The sequence below is a fragment of the Larkinella soli genome (genome assembly GCF_003703975.1).
Classification (GTDB): Bacteria; Bacteroidota; Bacteroidia; order Cytophagales; family Spirosomataceae; genus Larkinella; species Larkinella soli.
The window spans coordinates 896,461-917,256 of the sequence record NZ_QTJY01000001.1 but is presented as its reverse complement, the minus strand read 5'-3'; the positions used below and the strand labels follow the sequence as shown (position 1 = coordinate 917,256).

The following is a 20,796-nucleotide window of genomic DNA, read 5'->3' as shown; positions in this document are numbered from 1 at the left end:
CGGATCGGTTCCGGCCGAAACCCGGATGGAAAGCATTTTATATTTTCATGAATCCTTTCCAACCGGAAACCGGGATTTGGTATCTTACAACCGACGAAAACCGTTTTTGTCCGGCTTATGAAACCCCTTTTCCTTTTCGGTTATCTGATGGTGCTGCTCGGCCTGACCTCCTGCGAACGGTGGGGCCTGTCCGGGTACAAATACAATCAGGGTTCGTTTCCGGACCGGCCGGTCAATCTGGGCGAAATCAACTCGGCCGACGATGATTATAATTCCGATATCCCTTTTTATGGGGAAGTGGTTCCGCTGATCTTTTCCTCCAAACGCGGCAACCGGTCCGATTTCAACCTGGTTTCTGAAAATTTCAACTACAGCTTCGACCGGAAAACCGGCAGGTTTACCCTCGACAATCGGCCTTACGGCGGGCTGGATATCCTCGGGGAGCAGGCTCCGGTCCACTGGCTGCCCAACCTGGTGAACTCCGAAGGCAATGAACTGGGGCCTTACCTCCGGTCGTACGACCATGAACTGATCGTCGACGGCTGGGGAAAACACTACGGCGAATACCTGATGATGTTTGCCGGCGACCGGACCGGCAATATGGATATCTATTTCACCCACAACTTTCAGGAAACGCCGGTAGCCCCGACGGCCGGCGGCAACCGGGCGGGCAACAAGCTGTTTTCCAAGGTGGTGCCACTCCCATTCCTGAATTCCGAAGCCGACGATGCCTATCCGACCTTCAGCCGGGAATACGATGCGATTTATTTCACCTCGAACCGCCAGGGTTCGTTCGACATCTATAGAGCCACCCTGCCGGGCATTCCGGTCACGGAACTGCACCACCGTCTGCCGGCCCTGAAAACCGCGTCCGTTGAACGGGTGACGGAATTGTCGTCGGCTTCGAACGATAAATGCCCCTATATTCTGGGCGATCTCATGGTTTTTACCTCGAACCGCCCCGGCGGGCTGGGAGGTTATGATCTTTATTATTCGCGGTTTGCGGACGGAAAATGGTCGGAACCGGTTAATTTTGGTCCGTCCGTCAATACCCCGTATGACGAATACCGCCCCATCCTCCGCGAGCCGCCGAACTACAAACAGCGTCTGCTGCTGTTTTCCTCGAACCGCCCTGGTGGGAAAGGCGGTTTCGACCTGTATCTGGTGGGTGTTCCGAAATAAACCCGATGAGCAGTAAACTTCCCATCTACCTCCGCCGTTTCGGTGTCCTGAAAGGGGGCTATCTCTATTTTCTTCTTAAATCGAAGCGGAAGCGGGAAGTGTCGTTCCGAATCCCGCAGGTCCCGCATCCGATCCATCTGCGGCTGGGTACCTCCGACCATGAGGTCTTCAACCAGATTTTTCTGTACGGTGAATATGAGGGTGTTCGGCTTGATTTTGCGCCGGAAACCTTTCTGGACGGGGGTGGAAACATCGGTCTGGCGGCTGTGTATTTCGCCAACCGGTTTCCCCGGACCCGGATTCTGACCGTCGAGCCGGAGCCGGAAAACTTCCGCATCCTCCAGAAAAACATCGCCGGTTATCCCCAGATCCGGGCGGTTCTGGCCGGTCTCTGGCCCCGGAAGGCCCATCTGGCCGTTCGGAACATCGGGGCGGGGGAGTGGGGCTTCGTGGTGGAGGAAACCGACTCTGAGGAGCCGGGGGCCGTTCCGGCCGAATCCGTCGACAGCCTGCTGGAGCAAACCGGCTGGCCCCGCTTCGACGTGGTGAAACTGGACATCGAGGGCAGTGAGTCCGAACTGTTCCGGCAGAATACCGACGGCTGGCTGCCGCAGGCCCGGGCCCTCATCATCGAACTGCACGAATGGATGAAAGCCGGCAGCTCCGCCAGCTTTCTAAAAGCGGTTTCTTCCTATCCTTTCCGGCGAACTGTCACCGGTGAAAACGAGGTTTACGTCCGGACCGACCTGTGAGGCCCTGGCGTCTCTCCCGTTTTTCCGGCAGATCCGCCGTTGATACCAGATTGTTTTCCTGATCTTTCCGTATTTTTGTAAAATGCGTTATACCCTATGAGCCATAAATCCATGTCTACCCTTCGGCAATTGACAAAAACCGCTGTGATGCTGGCCGCCCTGACACCGGCCGCCCTGGCACAGCCCTCTCCCGAAAAAGTGAAAATGAGTGAAAATCCCCTGCTGCAACCGTTCAAAACACCGCACGAGACGGTTCCTTTTGATCTGGTCAAGAACGAACACTATCTGCCCGCCCTGAAGGAAGCCATGGTGCTGGGCCGGAAGGAAATCGACGCCATCGCCGGCAGCACCACCAAACCGACTTTCGAGAACACCATCGTGGCCCTGGAACGGGCCGGTGAGATGGTCAGCCGGGTATCGTCGGTGATGTTCAACCTCAACAGCGCCGAAACCAGCCCCGACCTCCAGAAGATCGTCCGGGAAGCATCGCCCCTGCTGACCGAATACGGTAACGACATCACCCTGAACGAGAAGCTGTTCGCCCGCGTCAAAGCCGTCTACGACCAGCGCGCCAAACTGAAACTCGACGGCGAAGACCGGATGCTGCTCGAAAAGACCTACAAGAGCTTTGCCCGCAACGGCGCCAACCTGTCGGCGGCCGACAAGGAGAAATTCCGGGCCATCAACAAGGAACTCTCGCAGCTGTCGCTGCAATTCGGCGAAAACGTCCTGAACGAAACCAACGAGTACGTGCTGGAGATCAGGGACGAAAAGGATCTGGCCGGCCTGCCGGAATTTGCCCGCGAGGCCGCCAAAGCCACCGCCAAGCAGAAAGGCAAGGAAGGCTGGGTGTTCACGCTTCAGGCCCCAAGCTACGTGCCCTTCATGCAGTATGCCGACAACCGCGACCTGAGAAAGCAGCTGTTCCTGGCCTACAACTCGCGCGGATTTCACAGCGATAAGAACGACAATCAGCAGATCATCAGCAAGCTGGTGCAGCTTCGCTACGACCGCGCCAAACTGCTGGGTTACAAGACCCACGCCGACTTTATTCTGGAAGAAAGTATGGCCGGGTCGCCGGAGAAGGTGAAGCAGTTCCTGAGCGAACTGGTCGGCTATGCCAAACCGGTGGCCGAAAAGCAGCTGCTGGAGCTGACCCGGTATGCGAAGGAGAACGGCTTTAAGGACGAAAAACTGGAGCGCTGGGATTACAACTACTTCTCGGAAAAACTGAAGAAGGAGAAATATGCCCTGGATAATGAAATCCTGAAACCGTATTTCAAGCTGGAAAACGTGCTGGAAGGTGTCTTTACGGTCGCCAACAAGCTGTACGGCATCACCTTCAAGGAGCGGAAAGACATCCCGACCTACAACCCGGAAGTGAAAACGTTCGACGTATTCGATCAGGACGGTAAATTTCTGGCGGTATTTTATGGTGACTATTTCCCGCGGACCGGTAAGCGCAGCGGAGCCTGGATGAACGATATTCAGGGGCAGCGGGTAGTCAACGGCGAAAACGTCCGTCCGCACGTGGTCAACGTCTGCAACTTCACCCGCCCGACCGAAACCAAACCGTCGCTGCTGACTTTCGACGAGGTGACGACCCTCTTCCATGAGTTCGGGCACGGCCTGCACGGGATGCTGGCGAACAGCAAATACGAAAGCCTGTCGGGAACGAGCGTTTACCGCGATTTTGTGGAATTGCCCTCGCAGGTGATGGAAAACTGGTGTTATGACCCCGAAGCCCTGAAGCTGTTCGCGAAGCACTACCAGACCGGCGAGGTGATCCCGAACGACCTGATCGAGAAGATCCGCGCCAGCCAGAATTTCATGGCCGGCATTTCGAACCTGACCCAGCTGCGGTACGGTCTGGTGGATATGTACTGGCACGGCAACCAGCCGAACGGCGAGAAGGTGACCGACGTCGAGAGTAAGGTGGATTCACTGGTGAACCTGTTCCCTCGGGTTCCGGGAACGGCCTTCAGCACCGCGTTCTCCCACATCTTCGCGGGCGGCTATTCGGCCGGGTACTATAGCTACAAGTGGTCGGAAGTGCTGGATGCCGATGCGTTCGAGTTCTTTAAGGAGAAAGGGCTGTCGAACCGCGAGGTGGCCGATAAGTTCCGGAAAAACGTGCTGGAGAAAGGCGGAACCGAAAAGCCGATGGAACTGTACAAGAAGTTCCGTGGCCGCGAACCGTCACCCCAGGCCATGCTCCGCCGAAGCGGTCTGACCATGTAGGCCCGACGGTCTTATCGAATGGATAAAGGTAAAGTCACGGATTCATCCGTGACTTTACTGTTTTCAGGGAAGAATGACGGAAAGCCGGTTTCAGGGCTACGATCAGGAGCATGGCCAGCCCGAAGCCGAGCAGGGGAAAAGCCGGAAGCCGGGCGGTCAGGGTGTTGAAGCTCAGGCCGTCGCTGGATTTAAGATAAAGCGTTACGGCCAGCAGCAGGCCGGTACAGACGAGAAGGACCAGAAGGGTGCCATGGCTGGAAATGGCTCCGGGCCAGGCGAAAGCATCGGCGAGCGCGTCATAAACTCCGAGCAGAACGGCCGCACAGTCGATGGTTACGCCGAGTTTAAGAAGGTTTTTCATGGAGTAAGGATGGGTGATGAGATATTCCGGTACGGGTAGAGAGTCAAAACCGCCCGAAACCGTTGGAACGGCAACCGGATAATTCGAAATTAAATCTATACTCCGGCCCGGCCAAGACGAAATGTATAACTGGCGGGAACCGGGCGATAAGAAGCGGAAACCGGCCATACCCAACTCCCTAACAATTCGGGTTTAACAAACTTTAACGGCCACCTTCTCAGCCGGGCGGGGTTTATTTGTTATTTTTGGGGAAATTATCATGCGGCAAAGGCTGTAACCCGATGCAAACAACGAAAGCTACAGATTCTAAAAGTACGATTGAGAACTCCTCTCAACCCCTGTCGTCGTTCCGGCGGCTGAACACCTATGCCGGCTGGCTGGTGTTCGCCGTGGCGCTGGTAACGTACACGCTGACGGTCGAGCGGACGGCCAGTTTCTGGGATTGCGGTGAATTCATCGCCTGTGCGTATAAACTTCAGGTACCGCACCCTCCCGGCGCGCCCTTCTTCCTGCTGGTCGGGAGAATCTTCTCCCTGCTGGCTTTCGGCAACGTGACTCAGGTGGCTTACTGGGTAAATATGATGTCGGTGCTGTCCAGCGCCTTTACCATTCTGTTCCTGTTCTGGACCATTACGATGCTGGGCCGGAAACTGATCGGCAAGCAGTTCGACGCCCTGACCCAGGCCGAAACCTGGACGGTGATCGGGGCTTCTCTGGTCGGCTCGCTGGTCTACACCTTCTCGGATACATTCTGGTTCTCGGCCGTCGAAGCCGAAGTTTATGGGATGTCGTCGTTTTTTACGGCCATCGTGGTCTGGGCGGCTTTCCGCTGGGAACTGATCGAGGACGAAGCGGCCGCCAACCGCTGGCTGCTGTTCATCGCCTACCTCATCGGTCTGTCCATCGGCGTCCACCTGCTGAACCTGGTGACGCTTCCGGCACTGGCCCTCGTCTACTACTTCAAAAAAGGCAAAAAGATCTCGTTTTGGGGCGGTGCGATGGCGTTCGGGGTCGGTATGGTCATCCTCTGGATCATCAATTCCGGCATCATTCCGGGGCTGCCGAGTGCGGCCTTCGCAGTAGAGCGTTTCTTCGTCAACAACTTCGGGATGCCGTTTACGTCCGGGATCATCTTCTTTACGGTGGTGTTCCTCGGCGCCCTGGTGTACGGCATCATCTGGTCGGCCCGTAAAAACCGGCCGATGCTGAACACCGCCCTGCTCGCGCTGGCCTTCGTCCTGATCGGCTATGCTTCCTACATTCAGGTGCTGGTGCGGTCGAACTTCAACCCCCCGATCAACGAGAACAACCCGAGCGATGTGATCAACTTCGTGTCGTACCTGAAACGGGAACAATACGGCAGCCGCTCGCTGATCTACGGTCCGCTGTTCTACTCGCGGCCCGTCGACCAGAAAAAGGGCGCTCCGCAGTTTGAGAAGCGGGACGGCCAGTATAAAATTTATGATTACACGCCGGAATATGTCTACGACAGCGATAAACAGACGCTGTTCCCGCGGATTTACAGCAGCCAGAACAACCACCCGCAGCTGTACTCCCAGATGCTGGGCATTCCGCTGGACCCGCAGACCGGCCAGCCGACCCGGAAAGTGACCCTGGGCGATAACCTCACGTTCTTCTTCAACTACCAGCTGGGGCATATGTACTGGCGGTATCTGATGTGGAACTTCGCCGGTCGGGCCGGAGATCAGGAGGGTTCCGGTTACCTGCTGCCCTGGTCGAGCGACGCGGGCATTCCGGACCTGATGAAGAACAACAAGGCCCGCGATAACTTCTACATGCTGCCGTTCCTGCTGGGCCTGTTTGGGATCGTCATCCAGTATTTCCGGCGGCCCAAGGACCTGCTGATCGTCGGGCTGCTCTTTTTCTTTACCGGGATCGCCCTTCAGATCTTCCTGAACTCACCGCCCTCCGAGCCTCGGGAGCGGGATTATATCTACGTCGGTTCGTTCTATTTCTTCGCCATCTGGGTGGGTCTGGGCGTGGTGGCCCTGGTCGACGGGCTGGCGGCTTATCTGAAGAATGAGAAAACGAGGGTGGCGCTGGTCGCCGGCCTCTGCCTGCTCGTGCCGCTGATGATGGCTGCGAAAAGCTGGAACAACCACGACCGCTCGCACCGGTACCACTCGGTGGATTTCGCCAAGAACCTGCTGAATTCCTGCGCTCCCAACGCCATCCTGTTCGTGGGCGGGGATAACGATACTTTCCCGCTCTGGTATGCTCAGGAGGTGGAAGGCTTCCGGACCGACGTGCGGGTCTGTAACCTCAGCCTGCTCGGTACGGAATGGTATATCCAGCAGATGAAACGCCCGACCTACCAGTCGGAAGCCCTTCCGATCTCGCTCGACTATGCGCAGTTCAATAAAGGGAAGAACGACGTCATTCCGTTCTATGAGGTGCCGGCGGTTAAAAACGGCATCAACCTGAAGGAATACGTCGGCCTGGTCAAGCAGAACAACCCGGCCATCCAGGTGCCCCTGACGACCGGGGAAATGACTAACATTCTGCCCGCATCGACCTTCTTCCTGCCGATCGACAAGGCGGAGGTTCAGAAACTGGGTTTCGTGCCCCAAAAGTTCGCTTCGGCGGTGCGCGACACGCTGGTCTGGAATTACGGCAAGCAGGACATCTACAAGCCGGACCTGATCATGCTCGACATCATCGCCACCAACAACTGGAAGCGCCCGCTGTATTTCTCGACGACGCTGGCTCAGTCGAACTACCTGAACCTGAAAGACCACATGCAGCTGGAAGGCTACGCGTTCCGGCTGATGCCGGTGCAGGTGCCGGGCGCTTCGGACGGCTTCGTCAACACCGACGCCATGTACGACGTGATGATGAAGAAGACGTTCTGGCGCGACATGGATAACCCGGATTCCTATTATGACGATACCTACCGGGGTTCGCCGGTCATCTCCGCCCGCATCGCTTTCCTGCGGCTGGCCGACCAGCTGATCCGTGAAGGCCGGAACGACCGGGCGAAGGAAGTGATGAACCGGTCGCTGGCCGTCATTCCGGACAAGGCCGTTCCGTACGACCAGATTTCGACCAACTACATCCGGCTGCTGCTGGAAGTAGGCGACGCGAAGAAAGCGCAGGAGATGGCCGACGTCATCGCTACCCGGGCCGACCAGAGCCTGACCTACATCAAGGGGTCCGGCGGCAACAGCAACGACGCCAACTTCGACCTTTACAACCTTCAAACCATCGTGAATGCGTTCCGTGAAACCAAAAACGAAGCGCAGGCCAAAAAGTACGATACGATCTTCCAGAAGCACCTGAACGCTCTGGGATGACGGAACGATAAAACGGGTAACGGTGCAGAACCGTTACCCGTTTTCTGTTAAAACCATTTCGTTATGCTGACTCTATTGTGCTGGATGCTTTTCGGCCCAGGGGGAGTCCGGGCCGATTCGCTGCCCCCCGTGAAAGACCGGGACACGACCGAAAATGTCGGGTTGATGCCCAACGCCAGACCGGAATTCCGGTCGAACATGCCGGTTCGGAAACCGGATGAAAGCCGGCTGATTCCGATGCCGAGTCCGAAATACGGCACCTACCGAACGGAAGTTCCGATTCCTCCGAAAGCTACCCGGCCCGGCAGCCCTCCCAACCCGCGCTGACGGCCCTTTTAAGACGCGAAAAGCCCTCCCGAATCGATTCGGGAGGGCTTTTTCGTATCGACATTCTTCCGGTTCTTACTGGAAGAAGTCTTTCATTTTATCGAAAAATCCTTTCTCGTTCTTGCCGGGTTTCGGCTGGAAGTTCGGTGAATTTCTCAGCCGTTCCAGTGTCGACCGTTCTTCGGACGTCAGCGTTTTGGGCGTCCAGATGTTGACGTGAATCAGCTGGTCACCCCGGCCGTAACCGTTGAGTTCCTTGATTCCCTTGCCTTTCAGCCGGAGAATTTTGCCGCCCTGCGTACCCGGGTCGAGCGTAATGCGCGCGCGCCCTTCGATGGTCGGCACCTCGACGGACGTTCCCAGTGTCGCATCGACAAAGTTGACGTGCAGGTCAAAAACGACGTTATTGCCGTCGCGTTTCAGGAACTCGTCTTCCTCTTCCTCGACGACGATCAGCAGGTCGCCGGCGACACCGCCCCGGGGAGGCACGTTCCCTTTGCCGGTTACGGAGAGCTGAATCCCTTCCGTGACACCGGCGGGAATTTTGATGGGGATGACGTCCTCCTGCAGGACGCGGCCCTCGCCGAAGCAGACGTCGCAGCGTTCCGTCACGAGTTTGCCTTCGCCGTTACAGGTAGGGCAGGTACTGGTCGAAACCATCTGCCCGAGCATCGTATTGACCACCTTCCGCACCTGGCCGGAGCCGCTGCAGGTCGTACAGGTCGTGGTGGCCGTGCCATTTTTGGAACCGTTGCCCCCACAGGTCGAACAGGCGACGTGCCGTTTGACCTTGATTTTTTTCTCGACGCCGTTGGCAATCTCCTGAAGGTTCAGTTTCAGCTTGATACGCAGGTCGGAACCGCGCCGGACGCGACGGCCCTGCTGCTGTCCGCCCCCGCGGCCGAAGAAACTGCCGAACGGGCTGTCGTCACCGAAAATATCCCCGAACTGCGAGAAAATATCGTCCATGGAAGGACCGCCTGCCCCACCCGCCCCGTTCATACCCGCGTGCCCGAACTGGTCGTAACGGGCTTTTTTCTGGGCGTCGCTCAGCACGTCGTAGGCCTCGGCGGCTTCCTTGAATTTCTCCTCGGCCGACGGGTCGTTCGGGTTTTTATCGGGGTGGTATTTAATGGCCATCTTCCGGTAGGCCTTTTTGATATCCTCCGGAGATGCATTCTTGTCAACCCCCAATACCTCGTAATAGTCTCTTTTCGTTGCCATGTATAAATTCGGATCCGGCGATTAGCTGCCGACGATCACTTTTGCAAATCGAATCACCTTCTCATTCAGGAAGTACCCTTTTTCCACCTCATCGATCACCTTGCCTTTGAGGTCGTCCGTCGGGGCCGGGAACTGGGTGATGGACTCGTGCAGGTCGGCATCGAACACCTGACCTTTCGATTCCATCGGCTTCAGCCCCTTCGCTTCCAGAACTTTATTGAATTTGTTGTAAATCAACTGCACTCCCTCTTTCAACGCATCGACCTCGGTAGTAGTTTCCGCCGATTTCATCGCCCGTTCGAAATCATCGAGCACCGGCAGCAGTGCCACCAGCAGGCCTTCGTTGGCCGTCGAGATCAGGTCGATCTTTTCTTTGGCCGTCCGACGACGGAAGTTTTCAAAGTCTGCGTACAGACGCAGGTATTTATCTTTCAGTTCACCTAACTCCCGGCTCACCTTGTCGAACTCCGAAACGAGTTGTTCTTCGGTTACGTCATTCTGAGCTTCTGCCGCCGGATTGGCAGCCTGAGCCGTCGATTCTTCGTTGTTTTTGTCAGTGTGTTGAGTCGTTTCTTCTTCCTGAGTGTTCAGAGTGTCTTTATTTTCCATACGCTTGGTTGTATTTCTTCGCCACCACATGATACGGTACCGGTCTCAATTTCACTGCCAAACTACGCAAAACTGACAAGTTGACATTTTTATTCCTGAGCCGGTACCCGTAAATTTGGGTGTAGGTCCGGTTTACCGGGCAAAGATAAGTGGAAGCGAATCAGAAGTTTGTTTTTGTGCTGAATCTCATTGAAAAACATACGCGTTTGCTGAAAACCCGGGCGGCCGAACTGGGCTTCGATTTCTGTGGCGTTTCGCGGGCGGAGTTTCTGGAAGAGGAAGCGCCCCGGCTGGAAGCCTGGCTCAACCGGCAGATGCACGGGCAGATGGGATACATGGCCAACCATTTCGACAAGCGGCTCGACCCCCGGCTGCTGGTGGACGGGGCCAAATCGGTCGTGACGGTTCTGCTGAACTATTTCCCGTCGGAAACGCTCCCTGCCGGGGACGACGACTACAAAATCTCCAAATACGCCTACGGTGTCGATTATCACTTCGTGATGAAGGACAAGCTGAAAGACCTGCTGGCTTTCGTGCAGGAGGAGATCGGGGAGGTGAACGGACGGGTATTCGTCGATTCGGCCCCGGTCATGGACAAGGTCTGGGCCAAACGCAGCGGCCTGGGTTGGGTCGGTAAACATACCAACCTGATTACCCGCGAGATGGGAAGTTTCGTCTTCATTGGGGAGCTGATTCTGGACCTCGAACTCGAACCCGACGGACCTATGGCCGACTACTGCGGCACCTGCACCCGCTGCGTCGATGCCTGCCCGACCGACGCCATCACCGAACCTTACGTCGTCGACGGAAGCCGGTGCATTTCTTACTTTACCATCGAGCTGAAGGAGGCTATCCCCGACGAGGTGAAGGGCAAGTTTCAGAACTGGGTGTTCGGCTGCGACATCTGCCAGGACGTCTGCCCCTGGAACCGCTTCGCCCGGCCCCACCGAACGCCCGAGTTCAACCCCGATCCGCAGCTGGCCGGCATGACCGGGTCCGATTGGGAAGAAATTACCGGGGAAGTCTTTCAGGAACTGTTCCGGCGGTCGGCGGTCAAGCGAACCAAACTCGAAGGGCTTAAACGGAATATCGGGTTTGTGAAGGAAACGTAGGTGGATATACGGAGTGGAGGAATAGTGAATATTGAATAATGAATGTTGAATTACGAATAAAACGATTGGCGCGGGCTCGTATTGTGACCATTATCGCCTGAAAGGTATCCGTTTTTCCGTTCCAAGTCCTAAATTGCCGCCCGACCTTACCAATACCGCACAGACTTGATCATTGAAACCCGCGCCTATGCCCGTGCCGGGCTATTGGGCAACCCATCGGACGGCTTTTACGGCAAAACGATGTCCATTTCCGTCCGGAATTTCGGGGCTACCATCTCCCTGTACCAGTCGCCGGAGCTGAACGTCGAACCGCAGGAGCAGGATACCAACTCCTTTAAAAGCCTGTACCACCTGCGGGACGCCGTGGCCTCGCTGGGGTATCACGGCGGTATTCCTCTGATCAAGGCGGCTTTGAAGCGGTTCTGCGAGTATTGCGACGAACAGAACATCCGGCTGCCGAACCGGAACTTCACCATCCGCTATGCCACTTCCATTCCGCGTCAGGTGGGGCTTTCCGGCTCCAGCGCCATCATCGTGGCGACCTTCCGGGCCCTGATGAAGTTTTACAGAATGGACATTCCGCTGCCGTATCTTCCGACCCTGGTGATGAAAACCGAGACGGAGGAGCTGGGCATCACGGCCGGCCTTCAGGATCGCGTCATTCAGTGTTACGAGGGCCTGGTCTATATGAATTTCGACCGGGAAATGGTGGAAACCTGCGGCCATGGCCTTTACGAATCGCTGGACCCGCGTCTGCTGCCGAAGCTTTACATCGCCTATAAAACCTCGCTGGGGAAGCAGTCCGGCCGGGTGCATAACGACGTCCGGTCGCGCTGGCTGAAAGGGGAGGAACTGGTCGTGGAAACACTGAAGGACATTGCCGGGGTGGCCGAACAGGGCCGGGAAGCGCTGCTGGAAGGCGACACCGCCCGGCTTCACGACCTGGTCAATCGGAATTTCGACCTGCGCCGGAAGATTTACAACATCAGCGAGAGCAATCTGGAAATGATCTCGGCGGCCCGCCGGATCGGGGCCTCGGCCTCGTTCGCCGGGTCGGGCGGGGCCATCGTCGGCATTTACCGCGACGACGAGATGCTCAACCGCCTGTTCGTCGAAATGAAACACCTCAACGCCCGCGTCATCAAACCCTACGTAAGTTAATTGTTGAATGACTGAATTGTTGAATGACGGTTCGCCGTTGCGATTGAATGGGCGCTGCTAATCCAGCCTTGCAGAGCTTCATTCAATCGCAACGGCGAACCATCATTCAACAATTCAACAATTCGAAAATTTATGATCAAGAAGGCTGTTATCCCTGCTGCGGGTCTGGGGACCCGGTTTTTGCCCGCTACGAAGGCGCAACCCAAAGAAATGCTGCCCATCATCGACACGCCCACCATCCAGTATGTGGTGCAGGAAGCGGTCGACTCCGGTATCGAAGATATTCTGATCATTACCGGCAAGGGCAAGCGGTCCATCGAAGACCATTTCGACCGGAACTACGAGCTGGAAACCCGGCTGGAGGAGAAGGAAGACGAAGCCCTGCTGCACGAGATGCGCCGGCTGTCGGATATGGCCGATATTCACTTTGTCCGCCAGCGGGAGCTGAACGGCCTCGGAGACGCCATCTACTACGCCCGTCACCACGTCGGGAGTGAACCGTTTGCCGTGCTCCTGGGCGATACGATCATGGACTCGGTGATTCCGGTGACCCAGCAGCTGATCGACACCTACGAGCAATACCGGGGGACGGTCATCGCCGTGGAGGAGGTGCCGGCCGATAAGGTGAACCGGTACGGGATCGTGGGCGGTTCTTCCCTGAGCGACAGCATTATGGAGTTGAATACGCTGGTCGAAAAACCGGCCGTTGAGTCTGCCCCCTCCAACCTTGCCATCGCGGGTCGCTACATCCTGACGGCCGATATTTTTTCGGCTATCGAGCAGACCCCGAAGGGCAAAAACAATGAGATCCAGCTGACGGACGCCATGCGGCTCCTGCTCAAGCGCGAATGCGTCTACTCCCACCGCATCGAGGGCCGGCGCCACGACATCGGCAACAAGATGGACTTCCTGAAAACCACCGTCGAATTTGCGCTGAAGCGGAAGGAGTTCGCCGGGCCATTCCTGAAGTTTCTGAAGGAAATCGTCGCCCAGCATTCCTGATCAGTCCCGGCCGGCGGCCGCGAAAACCTGCCCCACCTGCCACACCTCCTCGTAGGTGTTATACAAAGGGGTGGGGGCCAGCCGGATGCAGTCGGGTTCGCGCCAGTCGCCGATGATGCCCTGTTCGAGCAGCCGGTTGAACACGGCTTTTCCGTCTTTCCGGACCAGCAGGGAAAGCTGACAGCCCCGATGGGCCGGGTCGGACGGCGTCATGATCTCCAGCGGAAAGCCGGAGTCCTTCAGCACATATTCCAGAAAACCGGTGAGCCGTTCGCTTTTGCTCCGAAGGGATTCCATCCCGGCATCGGCCGTGATGTCGATGGCGGCTTTGTGGACGGCCATCGCCAGAATGTTGGGCGTGCTGACCTGCCAGCCGTCCGCTCCGGGCATCGGTATGAACCCTTTGGTCATCTCGAACCGCCGGGCCTCCTCATAGCCCCACCAGCCCGCCAGCCGCGGAAGGTCGGCGGTGTGGTGTTTCTCGTGGATGAACATGCCGGATACCCCGCCCGGGCCCGAATTCAGGTACTTATAGGAACACCAGAACGCAAAGTCCACCTCCCAGTCGTGCAGACGCAGCGGCACGTTGCCGACGGCGTGGGCCAGATCGAAACCGACCGTTATGCCGTACTGCCTGGCTTTTCGGGAGATGGCCGCCATGTCGAACACCTGGCCGGTATAGTAGTGCAGCCCGCTCATCAGCACCAGCGCCAGCGATTCCCGGTTTTCGTCGATGGCCCGGAGGATCTCTTCCGTTTTCCAGGTTTGATTTCCGGTTTCGGGAAATACTTCGACGAGGGTTTGGTCCGGGTCGAGGCCGCGGGCTTTGAGATGGGTTTCCAGGGCGTACTGGTCCGACGGAAAATCTCCACCGATCGTCAGAATGCGGTATTTTTCCTGAGTCGGGCGGTAGAAGGTGGTCAGCAGCAGGTGCAGGTTGATGGTCAGGTTGTTCATCGGACACACCTCCGAAAGCCGGCCGCCGACGATCCGGGCCAGCGGGTCCTTGCACTGGCGGTGCAGGGTGTACCAGGACGTTTCCCCGCCCTCGAACCAGCCTTCCACGCCGTGATTTCGCCAGATCGCCATTTCCTTTTCCAGCACCGGCCCGGCGGTTTTGGGTTGCAGGCCGAGCGAATTCCCGCAGAAATAAATCAGCGGCCGTCCGTCGGGGGCCGGGAGGTGAAAGCGATCACGAAAAGAGCGGAGGGGGTCGGTCTGGTCAAGTTCCCGGGCAAAGGCAAGGGTGTTCTGGAAGTGCATACCCCAAAGATACGAAAGCCGGGAAAGAGAAAAGGCCGGCACAGACCGGCCTTTTCGGAATTACTGAGGGTGGGAAGCCATCCCGCCTTTCTTACAGCAGGAGGGCAGTTTGGCGTAGCCTTTTTCGTCGGCCGTTACCTCGTCGGCATCATACCCGGTTTTGGAAATGTTGGCCTTGATGCGGTTGACGTCCGTTTTCTTCGGGTTGTATTTCACCGTGATGACTTTCGATTTCAGGTCCAGGTTCGATTCTTTGATCCCTTTTTCGAAGGCCAGGTTGCGTTCGATGCGCTCCTTGCACATCTCACAGACGGCCGAGGTCTTGATTTTTACCTCTTTCTCCTTATCGTCTTCAGCCCGGGTGGTGAATCCCAGCGCGAAGAGCAGTACGGCAATCAGTCCAAACAGTGGTCGTTTCATCGGAATGGTTTGTTTTTTAACGGAACGTATTTGGTAATTCCTCAATCAGCGCATGGGAGGCATCAGGGACGGTGTGATACGGAGGTAAATCTGTCCTGATAACGGTGTTTTACCATAAATCGGTTCCAGAAATCGCTCCGGTTTGCTGCCCGTCAGCTGCGCGCCCAGCACCAGGTCGGTGCGCTGGTATTGAACCAGCCGGTAATTTATACCTAAAGTCAAATTATTGACGGTCAATTGTTCCGGACCGATGTACGGCGTGTCGGAACTGACCAGACCCAGTTCGGTCGGCGACTTCGCGATGTTCTCGTACCGCCCGAACAGGGCCAGCCGCCCGAGCTGAAGGCTGCTTTCGGCCAGGTAGGCGTTCTCGTTATGCCCGTCGTGCGAATTCATGCCCCACACCAGCGCCGAGGATACGTACTGGTCCGGCCGGCCGGCCAGTGATTTACTATGCAAAAGCGATGCCGTCGTGCGGGTGACGTTCTCGTTCGGCTCCAGGGCTTCCGGACCTTTCAGAAACCCCTGCGAAAACTGAATCGCCAGCGTCGGGGACGGGTTCACCGACAGGCGGTAGGAGTAGCTGTCGAAACGCGGCCGGTCGAAGCCGAAGCGGTTTTCGTTCGGTTCCCGCCCCGTAAAGTTCGAAGCCTCCAGTTTCAGGATTTTGTAACGGAAGCCCACCGTGGCGACACCGAAAGTGATATGGGTAGCGTCCGTCCAGTGGTGGCCCAGGGGCGAATCCGGGTTATTGAACGAGGAGATGCGGTGCATGAACGCCGGGGGGCCGAGGGCGGGTTCGCCGGGGAAGCCCACGTAGGCAAACAGATCGGTGGTCGGGCTGAAGGCGTGCGTATACCCGACCGACAGCTCGGAAAACAGGTCGTGCTGGTGCTGCCGGTCGATCAGCCGCCGGCCTTTGTAAGTTTCGCCCGACTGAAACAAAAGCGGATAGCCGTTGGCCCCGACCGTCAGCGGATCGAGCGATATCATCCCCTTGAAGGCCAGGAGGCCCCGGGCGCCGATCTGCCGCTGCGCCATGCCCATGAACCAGTTGGGCGCATCGAACTGGGTGTCCCGGCCTTTTTTGCCGGGGTTGTTGAAGTTCTGGTTCGTATGCCGGAGGAAGACGCTATAGTGGAGCATATACATCCATTTCGGCGTATGCAGCATATACATATACATCGGGGTCTGGTCGGGATGCCAGGATGTTCCCGAGCCGTTCCGGTTCATGGGCAGACTCCGGGAATACAGATGCGACATCATCGACAGGCTGTGCTGCATTTCCATTCCCATCATGGCGTGGCCCATGGCCGCGTGGTTCATGCTGTCCTGCCGCATCACTTTTCGGGCGGAAGGGACCGGACGTTTCCGGCTCGTGTCGGCCGGCATTTCGCCGGTGGCGGCCCCGGCCGCGTCATACAGGGCGGTCAGGACCAGAACGGTGAGAATCTTCAGTGTGGCGTTCATTAGATTGTATTCAGGTTGTATTCAATTAATTAAGTATTTGGCTTACAACGCTTCCGTCCTGCTCCCAGACGCAGAGAACCCGGTCGTCGGCCAGCGTCGCCAGTTTCGGAAAGCCGCCCGACCCCAGCGGAACCGGGCTGTTGCTGCCCGGCATCTGGGCCCAGACCCGACCGTCGGCCTGCCACGCGTAGGTTTCACCCCGGCGCGATACGGCCACCTTGGGGTTCCGGCCGGTCCCCGCTTCGGCTTCCAGCTCTCCGGGATGGACGGTATAAAGCTGCTCGCGCCGGCGCCAGATGGTGGCCGGGATGCCGGCCGGACCGAGCGCCATGCCTCCGCCGTCCATCGGACAGGCCTCGAGCGGCCAGGTGCCCTGACCCAGCCGGACGGTATCGCCGAAGGTTTGACCGTAGTCGGAGGAGGCCAGCAGGTACATATCCCGGCAGCCGTTCAGGTTATTGCGGAACATGACGGCTACGTGTCTGCCGCGGGCGGCTACTGTGGGTTGGCAGCATTCGCAGATGGTTCCGGCCGCCGACCGGTACAGAATCCGGTTAGCCGACCAGGTCCGTCCGCCGTCCGTCGAGCGGGCTTCGGCAAGTTTGTTCCGGCGGTCGTTGCGGAGGTCCAGCCAGACGGCGTGAAAATTCAGGGCCGAATCGACCGCGAGGGCGACAAACCCCTCTTTGGCGATGTCGGGCTGGTCCGTCACCCGAATGCGCTTCGTCCAGCGGCCCGAGGGCCGGTCGAGGGACCAGGCCAGCACGTTGCCCGCCCGGTCGATGGCCGTGATGACGACGTGCCGGGGAGTAGCGGCAATCTGCGGCCCGCGGGAGGCTCCGATATGATATCCGGACAGGCTGTCGATAGCGACCGGCGCCGAAAAAGTTTGCCCGTTATCTTTGGAAACACTATACAGAATCGTGTTTTTCTGCCCCAGCACCAGATGAACGGCCCCGCCCGGATCCACCGAAACGGAAGGATGGAGGCCCGTTCCGACGGCTTTCTGGGCCTGGATTTTAACCGGAACGAAGAAGATCAGCAGGAGGGGGTACAGAAAAGAATTCTTCATGGGTTTGTTTAAAGTTTCATCCGTTGGCCGCCATCCGCCGGCAGTCGTCCGCACACCGGCGGCAGGCTTCGGCGCAGGCCTGACAATGCTCGTCCTCGTGTTTTCCGCATTCGGCCGCGCAGGTTTCGCACACCTCGGCGCACTGGAGCATGAAGGGCACCATGAACAGGGAGTCGCGGGCGGTCAGGCTGGCACACAGTTTACAGAAATCGGCACAATCGCGGCAAAGCCGGATGCAGTCGCGCATCATGTCCACGTGCTCTTCCTGCAGGCAGGCGGTGGAGCAGTGTTCGCAGGCGGCCGCGCACTCGAAACAGATCTGAATGTGACGGGCATGTCTCTGCATTGTTTCCATAACGTGAATTGGTTTTATAGTTGGAAAATTAGTTGCACTTATTTTTCACGTCACGGTGGGTAATGCAAAAGTAACCGGCCCGGGTTGCTTCCGTCGTACAGAATCGTGCTGCGGGTTTACATCATTTGGCAGTTCCGATCTTGTCGAGGTCGTTCCGGAAGGCCCGGCCGCTCCGTTTGAAGTCGCTTGGTGTCAGGCCCACCACCTGTTTGAACTGATTCGACAGATGCTGTGTGCTGCTGTAGCCGAGCTGCCAGGCGATCTCACTCAGACTTAACTCGTCGTACAGCAGATATTCTTTCACTTTCTCGATTTTCTGAGCAATCACATACTTTTCGATGGTCAGTCCTTCCATGGCCGAGAAGAGGTGGCTCAGGTAGGAATAGTCATAACCGATCTTCTGGGCCAGGTAATCGGAAAGATTCTGGGACTCAGGGCGTTCCCGGCGGTTGTGATGCACTTCGTTGATAATGATCTTTTTGATCTGCTCGATCAGGACGGCCTTGCGGTCGTCGAGCAGCTCGAAATCGTTTTCGGCCAGCGCCCGACGAATGTGATCCGGCGTGATGCCTTCGGGAAACTCGTCCACTTCGGCGCTGCCCAGCTCGACCTGACGAACCGTCAGCCCCAGCTCTTCCAGAACTTCACGGACGACCCGCCGGCAGCGACCGCAGACCATGTGTTTGATGAACAGTTTCATGGGGTCAGTTTTTGATTTTATACCGGAATCCGAGGTAGATCATCCGGCCGGTGATCGGCCCCCACACCCGGGCGGCCGCGTCGAAGTCCTTCCCGAACGGGTCGCTCGCGCTCACGATGGGGTTGGCCTGCCGGAAATTGCCGAGGTTCTCCCCGCCGAGGTAGACTTCCCAGGTCCGGAACGCCCTGGACACCTGGGCATTTATGTTGTAAAAGCCGGGGGCGTAATCGAGCGGCACGCTGGCGTAGGCATCTCCGGCCCGCAGGTAGGGGATGCGTTTGCGCCCGTTCCACTGCACCGTCAGATCGAACTTCCATTTGTCGTAGGGCAGGGCATACCCGATGTTGAACAGCACCCGGTCGCGGCTGATCATCATCTTCGGCAGCAGCAGCGTATCTTCCGACGGAACGGTCATCGACTGGCGGACGTCGAAAAGCCGGTAGGCCAGTTTTACTTCCAGCCGTTTGACCGGCTCATAGTTCAACTCCAACTGAAGGCTGTTGGCGAATGATTTGCCGTACAGGTTATGGAAATGGATCTCGCCCGGATGTTCCAGGTCCACGAACAGCTGCGCGCGGAAGTCCGTCCGGTAGAAGTCGGCGGTGAAGGTGGCTTTTCGCCCGAACAGCTGAAACTCGTTGGTCAGGCTGCCGCCGTAATTCCAGGAGATTTCGGGCCGCAGCTTCTGGTTCCAGACGATGGAGCGTGAACTGACCAGATAACCGTAGTTTTCGGCCAGTGCATTCGGCACCCGGAAGCCCCGGCCTGCCGAGGCCCTGAGCGTCAGGTTGTCGGTGAGGTCGTATTTTGCGTGGAAACGGGGGGTGAACTGGGTGCCGAACCGATTGTGAAAGTCGAGCCGCCCGCCGGCGACCAGCGTCAGCTTTTCGAGGTATTTATAGGTGTATTCCCCGAAAATACCGGGTACCGACTCGGTGCGGGTCATGAGCGTGTCGCGATACCACTCCCGGTAATCGTCCAGCAGGTAGCTGGCCCCGGCCTTGAAGGAGTGGTTCGTAGTTCCGATGATCGACTGGTAGATCAGGTTCCCATACAGTGACTTCTGGCGGCCGTCGTAGGGAATGAAACCGAAGTACGACTTCTGGTCGTGAACCACCGCATTCAGGATAAAGCCGAGCCCTTTGTACGGTTTTTCGGGGTAGAGCCGGGCGGTTTTGGAAAACCACTCCATCCGGCGGGTTTCAGCCCCGAACCGGTAGCCCGGCCGGCCGTTGGGAAGAACGTTCTGCCCGCCGGTGCGGTCTTCATACAGCGCCTTGACCCCGAACTGGGTCATGAACCGCTCCCGGCTGTATTTGGCCCGCAGGATGCCGTTATACTGGGTGTACAGCGGGAGATCCAGAAAGTTGTCACCGTTCTGATCGATTCTGGTTTGGAGGGTGCTGGCGTGGCCCAGGAAGCCGACGCTCCAGGCCTCCGACAGTGGTTTCGACAGGTTCAGGTTTCCCTCGACCCGGCCGAAGCTGTTGACGTAGGCGTTGGCATAGACCCGTTCGCGGGCATCGGGTTTCTGAAGCTCCACGTTGATGGCCCCGGTCATGCCCTCGTACCCGTTCACCACCGAACCGACGCCCTTGCCGATGTCGATGGAAGAAATCCAGGTGCCCGGAACGTAATTCAACCCGAAGGTTGAGGCCAGCCCCCGGATGGTCGGAATGTTTTCGATGTTGGTCTGGACGTAATTGCCGCTCAGGCCGAGCATCTGGATCTGCTTTGCACCGGTGACGGCGTCGCTGTAGGACACGTTGACCGAAGCATTTGTTTCGAACGATTCGGAGAGGTTGCAGCAGGCGGCTTTCGCCAGCGTGCGGGTCGTCAGGAGTTCGGTCTGGATCGGCGACATCCGGTCGATCTGCGTCGAAGCGCCCTGGACCGTCACCTCCTGAAGCGTATTGTCGCTGGTCAGGGTCACATCCAGCCGGGTCTGGTCGGTGACGGTTAGGGTATCGGCTCTGAACCCGACAAAGCGGAAGACCAGCCGGTTCAGGGTGTCGGGCCGCTGGATGGCATAATGACCGGACGAGTCGGTGACAGCGGAAAGGCCGGTGCCGGCCCAGTAGACGTTGACGCCGGTCAGCGGATTGGTTTTGCCGTTGACCCGTTCGGTGACGAGGCCGTGAACGGCAGGAGCCTGTGAGAAGGCCAGAGGGCCGGACAGGAGCCAGAAGGCCGCTGCCAGACTTTTATAGCGAATGGTGGATTTCATGATA

General features: G+C 57.7%; 18 protein-coding genes. 8 read left to right on the top strand and 10 right to left on the bottom strand.

The features are described from left to right. The first annotated feature begins 117 nt into the window (after nt 1-117). From DX909_RS05925 to DX909_RS05915, 3 genes are all read left to right on the top strand, one after another. Nucleotides 118-1,182, top strand: coding sequence for a TolB family protein (locus DX909_RS05925; protein WP_128544185.1), 1,065 nt, complete (start codon nt 118-120; stop codon nt 1,180-1,182). Between the two features lie 5 nt (nt 1,183-1,187). Further along, the gene (locus tag DX909_RS05920) at nt 1,188-1,934 is read left to right on the top strand and encodes an FkbM family methyltransferase (protein ID WP_128544184.1); all 747 of its coding nucleotides are present in this window, start codon (nt 1,188-1,190) and stop codon (nt 1,932-1,934) included. 147 nt (nt 1,935-2,081) lie between these two features. Then, nucleotides 2,082-4,175 (top strand): M3 family metallopeptidase, encoded by a 2,094-nt coding sequence (locus DX909_RS05915; RefSeq protein WP_374755859.1) that lies wholly within the window; start codon nt 2,082-2,084, stop codon nt 4,173-4,175. 34 nt (nt 4,176-4,209) lie between these two features. Here DX909_RS05915 and DX909_RS05910 read toward each other — a convergent pair whose 3' ends face one another. Further along, on the bottom strand, nt 4,210-4,536 hold the full coding sequence (locus tag DX909_RS05910) for a hypothetical protein (RefSeq protein ID WP_128544182.1): 327 nt from the start codon (nt 4,534-4,536) through the stop codon (nt 4,210-4,212). Between the two features lie 338 nt (nt 4,537-4,874). On the opposite strand from DX909_RS05910, the gene DX909_RS05905 reads away from it, so the two are divergent. After that, nucleotides 4,875-7,850: a glycosyltransferase family 117 protein gene (locus tag DX909_RS05905; protein WP_128544296.1), complete on the top strand. Its 2,976-nt coding sequence runs from the start codon at nt 4,875-4,877 to the stop codon at nt 7,848-7,850. A 63-nt stretch (nt 7,851-7,913) separates the two neighbouring features. Next, nucleotides 7,914-8,177: a hypothetical protein gene (locus DX909_RS05900; protein WP_128544181.1), complete on the top strand. Its 264-nt coding sequence runs from the start codon at nt 7,914-7,916 to the stop codon at nt 8,175-8,177. Between the two features lie 75 nt (nt 8,178-8,252). On the opposite strand, the gene dnaJ is transcribed toward DX909_RS05900, so the two are convergent. Next, entirely contained in the window at nt 8,253-9,401 is a 1,149-nt protein-coding gene (gene dnaJ / locus DX909_RS05895) for a molecular chaperone DnaJ (RefSeq protein WP_128544180.1), read from the bottom strand. A gap of 21 nt (nt 9,402-9,422) precedes the next feature. Next, nucleotides 9,423-10,010 carry a nucleotide exchange factor GrpE gene (locus DX909_RS05890; RefSeq protein WP_128544179.1) on the bottom strand — a complete coding sequence of 196 codons (588 nt, stop codon included), beginning with the start codon at nt 10,008-10,010 and terminating at the stop codon, nt 9,423-9,425. 176 nt (nt 10,011-10,186) lie between these two features. Between DX909_RS05890 and queG the strand changes: the two genes are divergently transcribed. From queG to galU, 3 genes are all read left to right on the top strand, one after another. Then, nucleotides 10,187-11,122, top strand: coding sequence for a tRNA epoxyqueuosine(34) reductase QueG (queG, locus tag DX909_RS05885; protein WP_229310960.1), 936 nt, complete (start codon nt 10,187-10,189; stop codon nt 11,120-11,122). 165 nt (nt 11,123-11,287) lie between these two features. After that, nucleotides 11,288-12,283: a mevalonate kinase family protein gene (locus DX909_RS05880; RefSeq protein ID WP_128544178.1), complete on the top strand. Its 996-nt coding sequence runs from the start codon at nt 11,288-11,290 to the stop codon at nt 12,281-12,283. A gap of 132 nt (nt 12,284-12,415) precedes the next feature. Beyond that, nucleotides 12,416-13,285 carry a UTP--glucose-1-phosphate uridylyltransferase GalU gene (galU, locus tag DX909_RS05875; RefSeq protein WP_128544177.1) on the top strand — a complete coding sequence of 290 codons (870 nt, stop codon included), beginning with the start codon at nt 12,416-12,418 and terminating at the stop codon, nt 13,283-13,285. Here galU and kynU read toward each other — a convergent pair whose 3' ends face one another. From kynU to DX909_RS05840, 7 genes are all read right to left on the bottom strand, one after another. Beyond that, nucleotides 13,286-14,548, bottom strand: coding sequence for a kynureninase (gene kynU / locus DX909_RS05870; RefSeq protein WP_128544176.1), 1,263 nt, complete (start codon nt 14,546-14,548; stop codon nt 13,286-13,288). 60 nt (nt 14,549-14,608) lie between these two features. Beyond that, on the bottom strand, nt 14,609-14,968 hold the full coding sequence (locus DX909_RS05865; protein ID WP_128544175.1) for a heavy-metal-associated domain-containing protein: 360 nt from the start codon (nt 14,966-14,968) through the stop codon (nt 14,609-14,611). Nucleotides 14,969-15,013: 45 nt separating this feature from the next. Next, nucleotides 15,014-16,438, bottom strand: coding sequence for a hypothetical protein (locus DX909_RS05860; protein WP_229310959.1), 1,425 nt, complete (start codon nt 16,436-16,438; stop codon nt 15,014-15,016). Nucleotides 16,439-16,463: 25 nt separating this feature from the next. Continuing rightward, nucleotides 16,464-17,510 (bottom strand): sialidase family protein, encoded by a 1,047-nt coding sequence (locus tag DX909_RS05855; protein WP_128544174.1) that lies wholly within the window; start codon nt 17,508-17,510, stop codon nt 16,464-16,466. 16 nt (nt 17,511-17,526) lie between these two features. Next, a complete protein-coding gene (locus DX909_RS05850; RefSeq protein ID WP_128544173.1) occupies nt 17,527-17,865 on the bottom strand; it encodes a four-helix bundle copper-binding protein in 339 nt (112 codons plus the stop codon). Nucleotides 17,866-17,986: 121 nt separating this feature from the next. Further along, on the bottom strand, nt 17,987-18,565 hold the full coding sequence (locus DX909_RS05845) for a helix-turn-helix domain-containing protein (protein WP_128544172.1): 579 nt from the start codon (nt 18,563-18,565) through the stop codon (nt 17,987-17,989). Nucleotides 18,566-18,569: 4 nt separating this feature from the next. Next, nucleotides 18,570-20,792, bottom strand: coding sequence for a TonB-dependent receptor (locus DX909_RS05840; protein ID WP_128544171.1), 2,223 nt, complete (start codon nt 20,790-20,792; stop codon nt 18,570-18,572). Between the last annotated feature and the right edge of the window lie 4 nt (nt 20,793-20,796).